The 15,400-nt window shown below is 37.8% G+C and carries 15 protein-coding genes and 1 pseudogene; 12 read left to right on the forward strand and 4 right to left on the reverse strand.

Annotation, left to right across the window (positions count from 1 at the left end; all coding sequences use genetic code 11):
- Positions 1–80: 80 nt before the first annotated feature.
- Entirely contained in the window at positions 81–842 is a 762-nt protein-coding gene (locus tag QF028_RS08850; RefSeq protein WP_429464897.1) for an IclR family transcriptional regulator, read from the reverse strand.
- 179 nt (positions 843–1,021) lie between these two features.
- On the opposite strand from QF028_RS08850, the gene QF028_RS08855 reads away from it, so the two are divergent.
- From QF028_RS08855 to QF028_RS08870, 4 genes are all read left to right on the forward strand, one after another.
- Entirely contained in the window at positions 1,022–2,215 is a 1,194-nt protein-coding gene (locus QF028_RS08855; protein ID WP_429464898.1) for an FAD-dependent monooxygenase, read from the forward strand.
- Between the two features lie 132 nt (positions 2,216–2,347).
- Positions 2,348–2,842, forward strand: coding sequence for a DinB family protein (locus QF028_RS08860; protein WP_429464899.1), 495 nt, complete (start codon positions 2,348–2,350; stop codon positions 2,840–2,842).
- 497 nt (positions 2,843–3,339) lie between these two features.
- The gene (locus QF028_RS08865) at positions 3,340–4,089 is read left to right on the forward strand and encodes a hypothetical protein (RefSeq protein ID WP_429464900.1); all 750 of its coding nucleotides are present in this window, start codon (positions 3,340–3,342) and stop codon (positions 4,087–4,089) included.
- Between the two features lie 178 nt (positions 4,090–4,267).
- On the forward strand, positions 4,268–4,906 hold the full coding sequence (locus tag QF028_RS08870) for a hypothetical protein (protein ID WP_429464901.1): 639 nt from the start codon (positions 4,268–4,270) through the stop codon (positions 4,904–4,906).
- 110 nt (positions 4,907–5,016) lie between these two features.
- Here the strand turns inward: QF028_RS08870 and QF028_RS08875 are convergent, their stop codons facing one another.
- Complete coding sequence (locus QF028_RS08875; RefSeq protein ID WP_429464902.1) at positions 5,017–6,165, reverse strand: SLC13 family permease; 1,149 nt, start codon at positions 6,163–6,165, stop codon at positions 5,017–5,019.
- Between the two features lie 196 nt (positions 6,166–6,361).
- Between QF028_RS08875 and QF028_RS08880 the strand changes: the two genes are divergently transcribed.
- Positions 6,362–6,808, forward strand: a complete 447-nt coding sequence (locus QF028_RS08880; RefSeq protein ID WP_429464903.1) for a DinB family protein — start codon at positions 6,362–6,364, stop codon at positions 6,806–6,808.
- Positions 6,809–6,881: 73 nt separating this feature from the next.
- Here QF028_RS08880 and QF028_RS08885 read toward each other — a convergent pair.
- A pseudogene (locus tag QF028_RS08885) lies at positions 6,882–7,040 on the reverse strand (AIM24 family protein); the annotation flags it as partial.
- Positions 7,041–7,244: 204 nt separating this feature from the next.
- Between QF028_RS08885 and QF028_RS08890 the strand changes: the two are divergent.
- The gene (locus tag QF028_RS08890; protein WP_215004520.1) at positions 7,245–7,382 is read left to right on the forward strand and encodes a hypothetical protein; all 138 of its coding nucleotides are present in this window, start codon (positions 7,245–7,247) and stop codon (positions 7,380–7,382) included.
- A 262-nt stretch (positions 7,383–7,644) separates the two neighbouring features.
- Here QF028_RS08890 and purF read toward each other — a convergent pair whose 3' ends face one another.
- Positions 7,645–9,024 carry an amidophosphoribosyltransferase gene (gene purF, locus QF028_RS08895; RefSeq protein ID WP_429464904.1) on the reverse strand — a complete coding sequence of 460 codons (1,380 nt, stop codon included), beginning with the start codon at positions 9,022–9,024 and terminating at the stop codon, positions 7,645–7,647.
- A gap of 197 nt (positions 9,025–9,221) precedes the next feature.
- Between purF and purK the strand changes: the two genes are divergently transcribed.
- The 6 genes from purK (at position 9,222) to purM (ending at position 15,400) form a co-directional block, all read left to right on the forward strand.
- A complete protein-coding gene (gene purK, locus QF028_RS08900) occupies positions 9,222–10,349 on the forward strand; it encodes a 5-(carboxyamino)imidazole ribonucleotide synthase (protein ID WP_429464905.1) in 1,128 nt (375 codons plus the stop codon).
- Positions 10,350–10,414: 65 nt separating this feature from the next.
- Entirely contained in the window at positions 10,415–11,134 is a 720-nt protein-coding gene (gene purC / locus QF028_RS08905; protein ID WP_429464906.1) for a phosphoribosylaminoimidazolesuccinocarboxamide synthase, read from the forward strand.
- Positions 11,127–11,381, forward strand: coding sequence for a phosphoribosylformylglycinamidine synthase subunit PurS (gene purS / locus QF028_RS08910; protein ID WP_168244331.1), 255 nt, complete (start codon positions 11,127–11,129; stop codon positions 11,379–11,381). The genes purC and purS overlap by 8 nt, the downstream gene beginning before the upstream one ends.
- A gap of 12 nt (positions 11,382–11,393) precedes the next feature.
- A complete protein-coding gene (gene purQ / locus QF028_RS08915) occupies positions 11,394–12,077 on the forward strand; it encodes a phosphoribosylformylglycinamidine synthase subunit PurQ (RefSeq protein WP_215004513.1) in 684 nt (227 codons plus the stop codon).
- Positions 12,064–14,352 carry a phosphoribosylformylglycinamidine synthase subunit PurL gene (gene purL / locus QF028_RS08920; RefSeq protein WP_429464907.1) on the forward strand — a complete coding sequence of 763 codons (2,289 nt, stop codon included), beginning with the start codon at positions 12,064–12,066 and terminating at the stop codon, positions 14,350–14,352. Before purQ ends, purL begins: the two co-directional genes overlap by 14 nt.
- Positions 14,353–14,365: 13 nt before the next feature.
- Positions 14,366–15,400 carry a phosphoribosylformylglycinamidine cyclo-ligase gene (purM, locus tag QF028_RS08925; protein ID WP_429464908.1) on the forward strand — a complete coding sequence of 345 codons (1,035 nt, stop codon included), beginning with the start codon at positions 14,366–14,368 and terminating at the stop codon, positions 15,398–15,400.

Below are 15,400 nucleotides of genomic sequence, written 5' to 3' on the forward strand. Positions count from 1 at the left end.
AATATCCAGGATTACAAAGTAAAAAGCATAAACTTCTATAGAAGAACTCCATGCTAAAACGTAGATGGAAGAGTAGGAGATTATTTTATAAAACCATAATATTCTGAAATTTCCTTTGCGGTTTTGAGAACGTATTGTCCAATCGGATGGTCCGCTGATTTTGGTACTGTCTCAGTAATACCAACGATGGTAATGGCACCGAGCAGTTCATTGTTGAAATTTAATAAAGGGACACTAAAAGAAGAGACATGATTGATTAGCGGTTCAGTTTTTGATACAAAAAACAACTCTCTTGTTTTTTCCTTTTCACCTAGATATTGCTGTAATTCACTTTCATTGAGCTTGGCTAATTCTTCTTCTTCCCACTCTTTCATGAGGACATCTTTTTCAAAAGTAGAAAAAACGACACCGGTTGAGGAGGAGAGAGGCAAGTGTGTCCCCATTTGTGCTCCGATATTTATTCCATAATCTGCACTTAAAATATATGAAATGAGTGGGCCTTTTATCGAAGGAACAGCCAGTAGTACTGTTAGGCTCGTGTGCTCGGTGATCTTTTTGAAATAGGGTATAACCACTTCAATTAAAGAAGTTTGACCTAAAGCAATATTTCCTAACTGTACTAATTTATGTCCAAGCGTATACGTGTTTGTATGAGGATTACGATTGATTAATCCAAATTGGCATAGTGTTGCTAAATATTTATATAAATTACCTTTTGTCATAGAAGTTCGGTTTTGAATATCAGTAAACTTTAGAGGCTCTTTATCCATTGCTAAGATTTCTAATATGTTTAACGCAATTTGTAATGACTGAATACCGGTAGCTTTCGTTTCAATTGTCATAATGATCCCCCTCTTTTCAATTGATATTGGATAGTGTTGTAGAAAAATTGATTAAAAGAAATTTCAGAATTTAAAAATTTTTGTATTGACGAAATAGTGAAAAATGATTTAAAGTTTACTTATCAAGAACAATGTTCACTATTTGTAGAAGATAATAACCTATTTGGGAGGAATTTTCAATGACTAATGTAAGCGATATTATTGTAGTAGGTGGAGGAATCGGTGGTTTAGCCGTAGCCCTATCAATCCAGGAATCTGGTAAATCAGTAGCAATTTTTGAGCAAGCACCTGAATTTGGAGAAGTAGGTGCAGGTATTCAGTTAGCACCAAACGCGTTAGAAGTGTTAGACCGTCTAGGAGTAAAGGAAGAAATTTTAAAGCATGCGGTAGTACCAAAACGTCTTGTTCTAAAAGATGTTTATACTGCAGAAGAGTTAGCAACTCTTGATTTAGAGGAAGATTTCCAAAAAGAATTCGGTCAGCCATATATCGTATTGCATCGCTCTGACTTACATAGAGTTCTTTATGAAGCATGTCAAAAAAGCAGCAATATCAAATTCTTTACAAACCAAACCATTCAAACCGCAGAACAAAATGGTGATACTGTAACAGTTGTCAACCAAAATGGTGAAACGTTTAGTGCAGAAGCAGTGATTGGTGCGGATGGGGTAAAATCAAACATGCGTAAGCTATTGATTGAAGATGAACCAGTAAACTCTGCGTATGTAGCTTACCGTGGAACGATTCCAATTGAAGAAGTGGCTAATAACTCAAACTTAGACTTAGATGATGTCATCATGTGGATTGGGCCAAACCTGCACTTAGTACAATATCCAGTTCGTCGTGGAGAGCTTTACAACCAAGTAGTGGTATTTAAATCATATGATGCTACTGTAGAAGACTGGGGAAATCCAGAAGAACTAACACGTCGTTTTGAAAATAGTCATCCAAAAGTTCAAAACGCTTTAACTTATATTAACCGTCAATTCCGTTGGCAAATGTATGACCGTCAACCAATCGACAATTGGACAAAAGGCAACATTACACTATTAGGGGATTCTGGTCATGCTATGCTTCAATATTTAGCTCAAGGCGGCGTTCAAGCATTTGAAGATGCATTTGTCTTAGGTGCGAAATTAAAAGAACATAATACTTACGAAGAAGCATTTAAAGCATACCAAGAAATGCGAATTCCACGTTCTGCAATGGTACAAACAACAGCACGTAAATGGGGCGAAATCATTCACGCGGAGGACCCAACGACCATTTCACTTCGCAACTTTATTTTCGAACAACACAAACCAACTGATTACAAGATTGTTGATTTCTTATATGGCTATTTCAATAAAAATTACCAACGTGTCGATTGCTAATTTACAACTTTACGCAAATCAAAATGCGTTAGAGCTAGCTCTAGCGCATTTTTTTAAATTTATGTACTATGAAATTATTAAAATAAAATTTTGAAAGTTTACAATAAGTGAATTGTAGGAGGGCTTATTACGATGTCGACAGCAGTACTGAATGAAAAATTGGAAACTTTTAAAAAGAGTATAGATGATATTGTAGCAGTAGTGAAAAATACGGAAGAGGCGACACTTTATGTTAAACCTTCTGAAAAAGAATGGTCCGCCATGCAAATTGTTTCTCATATTTTAGAAGCGGTAGATTTTTGGGTAGCCGATTTGGAAGCATTGTTAGTTGTTCCAGGTGCAAAATGGGGACGGAATCATGAACATGTACGTCGTTTAGCTGCAGTAGATGAAAACGTTGTATCTCGTATTAAGAAAGAGTATGCCATAAGTAAACTACTAAACTTAGTACCGAAGGTTGAGGCAGCACTTGCTAGAGTTAAAGAAGAGGATCTAGTAAAAACAGCTCCAAGTTATAACCCAAACTTTGACGGAAAACCGTTATCATTCTTAGTCGACCATTTAATCGTTCAGCACGTAACAGGTCATTACGGGCAAATGGTACGTCATTTAGAAAAAGTTCGATAAACAAACCTATATAATAACTTCCTTTAAAGCTCCTAACTTTGCAGGAGCTTTATTTTTGTATGATTACCAAAAAATGATTGGACTTAAACAACAGGAAGTGGAAAAAAATGCCTTTGAATAGCTCGGAAATATTACAATTTTATGAAAACTATTATTAAGTCATAGTTTAAATGAATAGGAATGATATAATTTTCATGTCCACTACCATTCCTTTTTGAATTCCTCGTTTTCATCACAATTGATTCTACAGTTTTATGATTCTATAATGATTTTTCCAATTTATCCTTTCTACATTTTGTTATCTAAAAAAGACTTCCAATCAGATGTTAATGCAGATATTGAATTGCTTTTTAGTGAAGTTACAAGCGTGAAGCGAAAAGTGAATAAACTTGAACATTCCAATAGGTATTAGGATCAGTTTCCGAATAAAAATGAAGGTTAATTCTTTGGAATTATGAACATAACTTTGGACCCGGGTTAATGAAAGGATTGATGATATGATGGGTAAACCAGAAACCGTTGAAAAGATAGTAGAGTTTGAACAGTCTGTTACCAAAACAAAAAAATTTCGGCTTGATTATCCTGTGTCTGAAGACTTAAGGCGGGTTATGGTAAGTGACGTTTTTAGGGATTTTATGATTTATGCTTTTGATCTATATTATGATAATGAAAATCTGTCATTGCTTAAGGAATTTGTGGCGGAACATAAACCTAAGACGGAAAAACAGCAAGGATTACTCGACAATTTGTTTTGGTGGCGGTTAATGTATGATTCCGGATCGCATCAAGTGAATAGCTGTTTTGATGATTATATTTCCGATAAACACTATACACTCAGAGACAAGCCTTTCATTAAATCTTGGCTAAGGGAGTGTAATAAGGCAGTACCAAAATTCTATTTTATTGGCCATAAATATAATGATCGTTCCTTTGTGGCTATTGATATTCTAACTCATGAATCTCTGGAAATCATTGTGTATGATCCAACTGCTATCCCTCCTACAGAAGGGGAATTCGCCATGGGGACATTAATCCCGTTAGGCGGCGGATTATATTTCCCAATTGTTGATTTTTATCATTTCGATTATGAGGCAAGAGAAGCAATGGCCAGTTGCCTGCATCAACATTATGAAAAACATTTAAAAACTTCATCAATGAAAGAGGCATTTTTCCACGTAGTATCCGTTATGCTGCAAATAGAAAGAATGATCTTCATAAAAACTCAGGAAACATTCTCTTCAAAATAAATTCTTCAATTCGAAAAATCCCTTACTCATCTCATCTCAGATTATGAATCCTTAATTTTAGCAAAGAAAAATAAAAGAAAAGGAATACAAAATTTAACAACTTGTTCATAAATTGGTAATATCTTATGGAAATCCTATCATCTGTAATACCCAAACCATTTTAGGAGGATATCATTTGATGAGAAAGATAAAGAGGACCTGTATTTGTGTAATGGTTTTATTGTTTGGATTTCTAGGTTCAGTGCAGGTTTTTGCAACTACAGAGGATAACGCACAAGTAAAGGCAACAGAAGCCCATGGTCGAGGTCATTTTAAACACGACCCTGAGTTTATTAAAAAGCAGGCCGAATCTCTAGGGATTGACATAGGTTCATTGGAGAAAGAAGTCCGAGATACAGTAATCAAAAATGAAGCGAAAGAGTTGGGTATTTCGATTGAAGGCAAAGAACTATATGATTTAGCCAATGAAGTTCGTGAAACCCACATAAAAAAAGTGGCCAAGGATTTAGGAATCTCGACTAATGGCAAAGAATTAAAGGATTTAGTCCATGAAATTCGTGAGATTCAGATTAAAAAAGACGCTAAAGAACTAGGCATTTCTATTGAAAATAAAAATCTTCGTAAAGTAGCCCATGAAGTTCGAGAAAAACGAATTTTCCAAGCTGCAAAAAAATTGGGGATAGAAACAAAAAATAAATCCGCGAATGAAGTTTTTAAGGAAATCATAACGAATCACGCAGATAAGGTTAAGGAGTTAAATCTTTTTCCAACTAAAGAAGGTAAGATTTTTTTCTTTGACCGGTCAAAAGAAAATTAGTTCAGGTTGGAGAGACTTAATCATAGGAATTCCCTTTTAATAAAAAATCAGGCATCATCCATTTCTCTGGATGGTGCCTGATTTTTTAAATACACTGCATATGAAAAAGCTTATTTTAAAAATAGTTTAATGATAAAGTACTGAATCAAACTTAAAAACGCTAAAAAGGAAAAATTATATAGACTAAATTTAATTAAATATTTTTTACTCTCGGTTGGATTTGCCTGAATGTATAGTTTGTAAGAAATTACACTGGCTAATGAAGCAACAATGGTCCCAAGTCCGCCAATATTCACCCCCAATAATAAAGGTTTCCAATCTGTTGTGAATTCTGACAGGAGGATAGAAGCAGGGACATTACTTATAAATTGGCTTAAAAATATCGAACTAAAATAGACGGAAGTAGTGTCTTTCAAATTTGCACTGGCAAATGCTTGTAATGTGTTTGAATTGGAAATATTTCCGATAAAGATAAAAAAACAGATAAAGGTAAACAGCAGCAGATAATCAATTTTTATCAATAATTTTACATTCAAAATGATCACGGATATGAATGTAACCACGAAGGCAACCTGGTAACTGACCATTCCAAAAATTGAAGCGATGATTATTGCTAGGATTAATCCCCAGACAGCTGGTTTTTTCCAATCGTCTAATAGAATGGGAGTAAAAACTACTTTCAAGTCTCTATATTGCATTCTTTTTATAAGGATATATATAGAACATATCCCAAGGACAGCCATGAATAGGACGGTCGAAAAAAAGGGCAATGGCTTGATTCCATAATGAGAATAAATGAACAAATTTTGAGGATTTCCCATTGGTGTTAAACTGCTTCCAATATTGGCTGCAATAGTTTGCAGGATAATCGTCTCCATCATGGGAATTTTGGTTTTTCTACTAATAACAAGAGTCAAAGGTACAAAAGTAAGCAGTGCCACATCGTTCGTTACAAACATTGAAGTAAAAAAACATAACAAAATTAATATGGCTGAAACGGACCGGCTATTATTACATTTATTAATGATAGCTATTGCGAATTTATCAAGAAATCTAAGTTCTTCCAACGCCTTTATGGTTAGCATCAGGCTAAATAAAATAAATAGCACTTGAAAATTGATATATTCCAATTTTGGAGGATAAATTAAAGAGCTTGTCACTGCTAAAATAAGTGAAATGGTAAAGACCATGTCTTTTTTTAGAAAACCAAATTTCAGTTTGAGACTTTTGTTTTCTTGAATTAATACAGATTCTTTCACAGTACACCACCGATAGTAGAAAGGATATAACAACTATATGATTCTAACATGTACAGTTATGGTTGGAAACCTATCGATGATAATACCTAAAATTAGTAATGATTTATAACAAAAATATGTTGGTATTGTCTAAAATGTAAAGGGTTCTAAATTCTATTTGATTATACATATTGTTTAAATACATGGAGGTGGTCATGTGGAAACGATTCGAAATATGTTTAAGCATTTACATTGGTCTAATCATCGAATTCTTGAAGTCTTGAAAAATATGGAAGGAGAGAACAAACAAGTTAAGAATCTATTCTCACATCTGCTTTTGGCAGAACATGTGTGGTTTACTAGGTTAAAAGGATCGGACAGTTCCAAATTAATTTGGGCAGAGGTCAGTTTAGAAGCCTGTGCAGAACTTGTTAAACAAAATCTGCAAAACTTTAAAGAATTTCTTTTTGGTTTATCCAATTCTGATCTCGAACAGATCGTTGTATACAGAAATAGTAAAGGCAGAGAGTTTCAAAATTCGATAAGGGAGATATTGACCCATGTTGCATTACATGGTCAATATCACCGAGGACAGATCAATCTACTTCTGAGAGCTAATGAAAGCGAACCTGTTAATGTAGACTTTGTTACATTTAGGAGATAATAAATGGTGAACGCCAGAAAGCCAAAAAAGTTCTTGGTACCATCAAATTTGGATGGTACCAGGAACTTTTTTTTGACCAGGCTACAGTTGCGTTTGGATCCGATATCATGGGGTTGCCAGGCGACACCCTTAAGGTGAGTGGTTTTTAATGCGCAGTAAAAGCAATCATTCCGGATCCTTCACAACGAACATTAAATAACCCGCCTGCCATCATTCCGGCAATTTTCTTCATTTTTCTCCACAGGAATTTCAAATTGAGGGGTAGACAATTACGAAAATGAATAAGACATTGAAGTGAACTTAATAATAATGATATTCAGGCAGAAAAAGTTCTATTATTACCGGCTGGGATCCAAATCTTTCTCCTGATGAAGAAAAATCTTTAATTTAGGTTTTTAATAATACCAAAGACAATTATCGTAAAGGAGTAATGAAAATGGTTAAAGAAAATCAGTATGTTGCAGCTGCGCTTTCACCTAATTTAATCAATGAAATTCAATCACTAGAAGAAAAAATAAGCGAGCAAGCACATAAAAAAGTAGTGGTAATCGCGTACGAAAATGATGAAAATTAATTAATTAGTGATTTTCAGGGGAAATAGGTCGCATATTTCTTTTTTTGCAAGGCTGGAATCAAATATTCGTATTAATAAGCTAAAACCTTCATAAATTTGAAGGTTTTTCTTTATCTTAACATCTAACTCTAACATTAATAATAATAATCGCAATTTATGAATGAAAAGATAATTTAATTTCAAAAGTTTGGGTTTATTCGGGAATAAATATAATAATTAACTAGGACTTCCATTTTAGGAGGTCCTAGTTTAATTAAGATGATCACTTCAAATACAATTTAGTTGGATATGCTCCGCTAAAACAGGCGATACAGCGACTGCTTGTTTCTGCAAGATCTACATCTACCGCCTCTAATAACCCTTCCGTACTTAAGAAGGCTAATGAATCTGCTCCAATCACCTTTCCCATTGCTCGTTCATGTTCATGTTTGTTAGCAAAAAGTTCTTCTTTTGTCGGCATATCCACTCCATAAAAACAAGGATTTCTTACCATAGGGGAACTTATTCGTACATGGACCTCCTTGGCACCTGCCTGACGGATCAATTCAACAATTCGCTTGCTTGTCGTTCCACGAACAATCGAATCATCAACAAGCACGACCCGCTTATCCTCGAGAATTTCACGGACAGCACTTAATTTTAGACGAACGGCCAAGTCCCGCAATTCTTGGGTTGGTTCAATAAATGAACGACCGGCATAGGGGTTTTTGATGATTCCCATTTCATATGGAATTCCTGCTTGTTGGGCATACCCCATTGCTGCAGGGACACTCGATTCTGGAACGGCAACGACAACATCAGCTGGTGTCGGATGTTCTTTTGCTAAAATTTGGCCTAATTCTTTCCGTATGGCCAAGACACTTCTTCCATGAATCACACTATCTGGACGAGCAAAATAAACAAATTCAAAGGAGCAAAGGGAAACGTCACCTTTTGCAGCAAATCTGCCTGTTTTTATTCCCTTCTCGTTAACAAGAAGCCATTCGCCCGGTTCAACATCCCTCCAGAATTTAGCATCAACCGCATTTAGCCCACATGTTTCTGAAGACGCGATAATGGATTCACCAATTTTTCCAAGGCTAAGGGGACGTAACCCATGACGATCCAGGGCAATCAGCATTTCTTTATCGGTCATGATGCACAAAGCAAAGGAACCGTCAATCCGCTTCAGGACATCCGGGCCAGCTTCATCAAAATATTTTTTACTGGATCGGGCTATTAGGTGAGCAATAATTTCCGTATCAGTTGTTGTCTGAAAGATGGCACCCTGTTGTTGAAGAACCTTCCGTTCAATATTGGCGTTTACTAGGTTCCCGTTATGGGCAACGGCCAAATCTCCCTCACTGTACTTAAAAACAAGAGGTTGTGCGTTTTGTAGTAAACTTGCACCAGAAGTAGAATATCGTACATGACCGATGGCCATATTTCCGCTTAGTCCATCCAGAATCTCACGTGAAAATACTTGGGTAACTAATCCCATGCCCCTGTGATATCTGAATGATTTTCCATCACTAGCTACAATTCCTGCACTCTCCTGGCCACGGTGTTGAAGGGCATGAAGTCCATAATATGTTAAATGGGCCGCTTGGGGGTGATTAAAAACACCAAATACACCGCATTTATCCTTCATTTCTGAATCCATTTTAATATTCCTCCCCTTATTTCATTTCATTATTTTTGGCGAAAGCAGAATTTTTATCCTTTTCTTTCAAAGTCTAATTGATTGTATTGGTTTTGGTTAACTATAAAAATTTTTTTGATTAAAAAAGTAAAGGAGTGTGTTTCAGGAAAACCTAAAATTATGAAGAGTTTAAAAAAGGATGAGGGAGGAAAAATACTTTGACAGTCATAAAACCCGGCTCAACGATTGGTATCTTAGGGGGAGGCCAGCTAGGAAGAATGATTTCAATGGCTGGTAGAAATATGGGATATCGCTTTATTACTTTGGATCCGACACCTAACTCACCCTGTGGACAAGTTGCAGATCTTCAAATCACTGCTCCCTATTCTGAGCTTAAAGCAGTTAAAGAACTAGCAGATTCCTCAGATGTTATTACTTATGAATTTGAAAATGTAGATTCTACTATAACCTCCATGTTAGAAACTACATCCTTTGTCCCACAAGGAAGCAAACTGCTCAAAATAACCCAAAATCGGATTCTGGAAAAATCCATGTTAAAGTCCTTCAATGTGCCAGTAGCTCCTTTCTTGGTCATACAATCGGAAAATGACTTTGAAACGGCTATTGATCGTTTTGGATTGCCTTTCATAATGAAAACAGCTACAGGGGGATACGACGGGAAAGGGCAATGGGTAATAAAAAAAAGGGATGAAATTCCAATTGCAATGGAGGCTTGGAATAAGGCAGGGATGGACATGATCATCGAACAATTTATCCCGTTTCGTAAGGAATTATCAGTGATTGTTGCCCGAAATATTAAAGGTCAAACAAAAACTTTCCCGGTAGCTGAAAATGTCCATATTAATAATATCCTGCATCAGTCTTTCGTTCCTGCTAGAATCACCGATGAGCAAAGGATTCAAGCGGAAACTACAGCATTGAAAATAGCAGACTCCCTACAAGTAGTTGGATTAATTGCGATAGAGATGTTCCTTACGAATGATGGTGAAATTATCGTGAACGAGTTAGCACCAAGACCTCATAATTCCGGGCATTATTCAATGGACGCATGTATTACTTCTCAATTTGAGCAACATATTAGGGCAATATGTGGACTGCCCTTAGGAGATACTACTCTTTTAACTCCGATTATAATGGTTAATATTTTAGGTCAGCATCTAAGGCAAGTGCTAGATAAAATAGAACAGCTTCCTCCAACAGCCAAACTACATTTATACGGCAAAAAGGAAAGCGTAGAAAATCGGAAAATGGGTCACATTAATTTTTTAGGTTCAACTCTCAAGCGAATAGACGAGCAAATTAAGGATCTTGGAATTTGGTCATAAGGATACGCGGCTATTTTAGTTGTCCGGCTAAAAACATAACCAAACAGTGAAAGTAGTGGAAAATAATGGAAAAATTGGAACAGCTTTATGAAGGTAAAGCGAAAAAAGTGTTTAAAACATCAGAACCAGGAAAGTATTGGATTGAATATAAAGATGATGCCACTGCCTTCAATGGCGAGAAAAAAGGTCAAATAGCAGGAAAAGGAACTCTAAATAATGAGATTAGTTCCATTTTCCTAAGTTTATTAAAAGAAAAAGGCGTGGATAATCATTTTATTAAAAAGATTTCATCTACAGAGCAGATTGTTCAGCAAGTAGAGATTATCCCGATTGAGGTTGTCGTTCGAAATATAGCGGCGGGCTCACTTGCTAAAAGGCTGGGATGGGAGGAAGGGAAGGAACTCCCAGAAACGATTGTGGAATTCTACTATAAGAATGATGAGCTGGGGGACCCTTTGATTAACAATGATCATATTGCCATTCTTGGGCTGGCTAGAGAGCCTGATATAGCAGCCATTCGATCAAAAGCACTAAAAATTAATGATATCTTGATTGAATATCTCTTAAACAAAGATATTATCTTAGTGGATTTTAAATTAGAGTTTGGAAAAACCCCTGCAGGCACTATTATCTTAGCAGACGAAATCTCTCCGGATACGTGTCGATTTTGGGATGCCCATACAAAGGAAAAGTTAGATAAAGATCGGTTTAGGCGGGATTTAGGGAACGTTGAGGAAGCCTATCAAGAAATATTAAGGAGAATTGGGGGTAGTGTCAATGTTTAAAGCAACGGTATATGTAACCTTAAGAGAAAGTGTATTAGATCCTCAAGGGAATGCGGTTCATGAGTCGCTGCATTCACTAGGATATGATGAGGTTGGAGATGTACGAATAGGAAAATACATGGAGCTTGAAATTAATAGCGATGATCAAAAGGCTGCAGCAGAACGAGTAAAGGATATGTGTGAGAAGCTGTTAGCCAATACGGTGATTGAAGACTTTCGGTTTGATCTTACTAAGCAGGAAGGATAGGAGGGGAATAAGTTGAACTTTGCGGTACTGGTTTTTCCTGGCTCAAACTGCGATGTGGATATGTATAAGGCTGTTTTAGATACGATTGGACAGTCGGTCGAATATGTATGGCATCTAGAAACGGACCTATCAAAATATGATGCGATTCTTGTCCCAGGGGGTTTTTCCTATGGAGATTATTTGCGACCAGGGGCTGTTGCGAGCTTGTCTCCTGTCATGGAGCAGGTGAAAATTGCGGCTGAAGAAGGGAAATTAATCCTTGGTGTCTGTAATGGATTTCAAATACTAACTGAAGCTAATCTTTTGCCAGGTGCTTTAAGAAGAAATCAACGGTTAAAATTTCATTGTGACACCATTGATTTAAAAGTAGAAAATAACCAAACTCCGTTCACATTAGACTATCAGGAAGGTGAAACGATACGTATTCCCATTGCCCATGGCGACGGAAATTATTATTGTGATCAAGAGACGTTGGATCAATTAGAAAAGAACAATCAAATCGTATTCAGGTATAGAGGGACGAATCCTAATGGGTCGATTTCTGAGATTGCAGGAGTGATCAATGAGAGAGGAAATGTTTTAGGATTAATGCCCCACCCGGAACGTGCGGTTCATAAATGGCTGGGGACAGATGACGGAAAACGTATGTTTTCATCTATTTTAAGTTACTGGAGGAAACAACATGGCACAGCATAAAGAACCAACTCCTGAGCAAATCGCCCAGCAGAAGGTTTATCAGGAAATGGGATTAACCGATGAAGAATTTGATAAAGTAATCGAAATTCTTGGACGTAAACCAAATTATACCGAAACGGGCATATTTAGTGTCATGTGGTCCGAACATTGCAGCTATAAAAATTCGAAGGTAGTGCTCAAACGTTTTCCGACTTCCGGCCCGCATGTCTTGCAAGGCCCTGGAGAAGGAGCAGGTATTGTTGATATCGGTGATAATCAAGCAGTCGTGTTTAAAATTGAAAGCCACAATCATCCCTCGGCCATTGAGCCTTATCAAGGTGCAGCAACAGGGGTTGGCGGTATTATTCGGGATGTTTTTTCCATGGGTGCCCGCCCGATCGCTTTATTGAACTCTCTTCGTTTTGGCGAACTTGATAATCCGAAAACCAAATATATCTTTGAAAATGTGGTTGCGGGTATTGCCGGATATGGTAACTGTATGGGCATTCCGACGGTTGGCGGAGAGATCTACTTTGATTCCTCCTATGAAGGGAATCCCCTTGTTAATGCCATGTGTGTAGGTTTAATCAGTCATGATGAAATTCAAAAAGGCGTGGCTAAAGGGATTGGTAACCCTGTCATTTATGTTGGGGCCGCTACCGGAAGAGACGGAATTCATGGAGCGACATTCGCTTCAGAAGAATTGAGTGAAAATTCCGAAGCGAAACGTCCAGCCGTCCAAGTGGGCGATCCTTTTATGGAAAAATTACTGCTGGAAGCCACTCTTGAATTGATCGCCTCTGGTCATGTGGTCGGGATACAAGATATGGGGGCAGCAGGTTTAACCAGCTCAAGCTCTGAAATGGCCAGTAAAGCGGGAAATGGCGTTGAATTGGATCTTGATCTCGTTCCACAGCGAGAAAGAGGAATGAATGCCTACGAAATGATGCTTTCCGAATCACAAGAAAGAATGCTGGTTGTTGCGAAAAAAGGAAAGGAAGGGGAAGTAAAAAAGATATTTGATAAATGGGGGCTCCACTCCGCTGTGATTGGCAGGGTGACTGATGATAACCAACTCCGTTTACTTCACAAGGGAGAAATAGTTGCGGAAATCCCCGCAGACAAGCTGGCAGAAGATGCCCCCGTGTATTGTAAGCCATCTAAAGAGGCGCCCTATTACGAACAATATTCTTCCTTAGACACAGCTGCAGCTATTGAAGAGCCAAAGGATTATCATTCAGTTCTGCAACAGCTGCTAGCATCACCTACGATTGCCTGCAAAGAGTGGGTATATCAACAATATGACTATATGGTTAGAACTAATACGGCCGTCATACCAGGATCGGATGCGGCTGTAGTTGCTATCCGTGGAACACGAAAAGCACTGGCGATGACAACGGATTGCAACGGAAGGTATGTTTATCTTGATCCGTTTGTTGGAGGAGCTATCGCGGTAGCAGAAGCGGCGCGTAATGTAGTTTGTTCTGGTGCGGCGCCTTTAGCTATTACCGATAACTTGAACTTTGGAAGTCCAGAAAAGCCGGAAATCTTCTGGCAGTTTGAAAAGGCAGCGGATGGGATTAGTGAAGCGTGCCGTCAACTCAATACTCCGGTAATTGGCGGAAACGTCAGCCTATATAACGAAACAAAGGGAGAAGCTATTTTTCCAACACCAACCATTGGCATGGTTGGGTTAATTAAAGATATTGACCATATTACAACTCAAGAATTTAAAAAAGACGGAGATTTAATTTTTTTAATTGGGGAAACCAAAGCCGAAATAGGCGGTTCGGAATACCAAAAAATTATGACAGGAAAGATCGAAGGGCGCCCGCCGCAGTTAAACCTTGATTTGGAAAAGAAGATACAAGCTTTTACCCTTAAGATCATTCAAGAAGGATTAGTCCAATCGGCTCATGATGCGGCAGAAGGCGGTTTAGCAGTAGCAATAGCTGAAAGCTGTATTGGTGGGAAGTTGGGAGCAGAAATTAAGTTAACCGATGAATTGCGAACGGACTTAAGCCTCTTTAGTGAAACTCAATCTCGAATCATTCTTTCCGTTTCTCCGGAACATACGGAGAGGATTAAGGAAATGGCGCAACAACAGGAGGTGCCTATTAAAGAAATCGGTAGGGTGATAGGTCAGGAACTATCAATTACACATAATGGAAAGACCGTTATTTCTCAACCGATTACTACATTGGAAGAAGCCTGGAAGAATGCAATTCCTAACATAATGCGTTCGGGATTATTAAAAAAGCTCAATATGCAGGAAATCTCTGCAAGTTTACCGTAAAGGAGAGAAACGAATGAGTGATGCGTACCGCCAAGCTGGAGTCAATATCGATGCGGGAAATGAAGCCGTTGAACGAATGAAAAAACATGTAAAAAAAACCTTCCGTCCAGAGGTTTTAACGGGATTAGGAGGGTTTGGGGCTCTATTTAAACCAGATTTAACGAAGATGGAAGAACCTGTTTTTGTTTCTGGTACGGATGGAGTAGGGACCAAATTGAAAATTGCTTTTGACATGAACAAGCATGATACGATTGGAATCGATGCGGTTGCCATGTGTGTGAATGACGTCATCGTCCAAGGGGCCGAGCCGCTTTTTTTTCTAGATTATTTAGCCTGTGGTAAGATCATCCCGGAAAAAATTGAAGCCATAGTTAAAGGGATTGCAGATGGTTGTGTGCAGGCGGGGTGTTCACTAATTGGCGGGGAAACTGCCGAAATGCCGGGAATGTATCAGGACGAGGAATATGATATTGCAGGCTTTACCGTGGGTATGGTAGATCAAAAACATGTCATTGATGGTTCGCAAGTAAAAGAAGGTCAAGTTCTAATTGGTTTAGCTTCAAGTGGAGTACATAGCAATGGTTTTTCACTTGTCCGAAAAGTTCTATTGGAGGATGCTAAGTTCTCATTAGGTGACTATGTGGATGAATTGGGGGCTGAACTGGGAAGCGTATTGCTTGAACCAACCAAAATTTATGTAAAATCCATCCTTTCAACTGTAAGAAAATATACTGTCTATGGTCTTGTTCATGTAACGGGAGGAGGTTTTTATGATAATATTCCACGAATTCTTCCAAAAGGCTTTCAAGCCGAAATTAAGGAGGGATCTTGGAAGGTCCCAGGAATTTTTTCCTTTATCCAAAAATCAGGCGATATTTCAGATTATGATATGTTCCGAACCTTTAATATGGGAATCGGAATGATATTAGTCGTAGATTCTGTAGATACCACGGCTATTATCGAGCACCTGCAAACGTTGGGTGAGGATGCCTACGTAATTGGTACAGTGCAAAAAGGTACTGAAGACGTCGTATTCAAGAAGGAGTAA

The organism is Neobacillus sp. B4I6, assembly GCF_050434045.1.
GTDB lineage: Bacteria > Bacillota > Bacilli > Bacillales > Cytobacillaceae > Neobacillus.

Coding starts and splice junctions, on each gene's coding strand:
- QF028_RS08850 (WP_429464897.1), bottom strand. CDS start 842: ATGACAATTGAAACGAAAGCTACCGGTATTCAGTCATTACAAATTGCG.
- QF028_RS08855 (WP_429464898.1), top strand. CDS start 1,022: ATGACTAATGTAAGCGATATTATTGTAGTAGGTGGAGGAATCGGTGGT.
- QF028_RS08860 (WP_429464899.1), top strand. CDS start 2,348: ATGTCGACAGCAGTACTGAATGAAAAATTGGAAACTTTTAAAAAGAGT.
- QF028_RS08865 (WP_429464900.1), top strand. CDS start 3,340: ATGATGGGTAAACCAGAAACCGTTGAAAAGATAGTAGAGTTTGAACAG.
- QF028_RS08870 (WP_429464901.1), top strand. CDS start 4,268: ATGAGAAAGATAAAGAGGACCTGTATTTGTGTAATGGTTTTATTGTTT.
- QF028_RS08890 (WP_215004520.1), top strand. CDS start 7,245: ATGGTTAAAGAAAATCAGTATGTTGCAGCTGCGCTTTCACCTAATTTA.
- purF (WP_429464904.1), bottom strand. CDS start 9,024: ATGGATTCAGAAATGAAGGATAAATGCGGTGTATTTGGTGTTTTTAAT.
- purC (WP_429464906.1), top strand. CDS start 10,415: ATGGAAAAATTGGAACAGCTTTATGAAGGTAAAGCGAAAAAAGTGTTT.
- purS (WP_168244331.1), top strand. CDS start 11,127: ATGTTTAAAGCAACGGTATATGTAACCTTAAGAGAAAGTGTATTAGAT.
- purL (WP_429464907.1), top strand. CDS start 12,064: ATGGCACAGCATAAAGAACCAACTCCTGAGCAAATCGCCCAGCAGAAG.
- purM (WP_429464908.1), top strand. CDS start 14,366: ATGAGTGATGCGTACCGCCAAGCTGGAGTCAATATCGATGCGGGAAAT.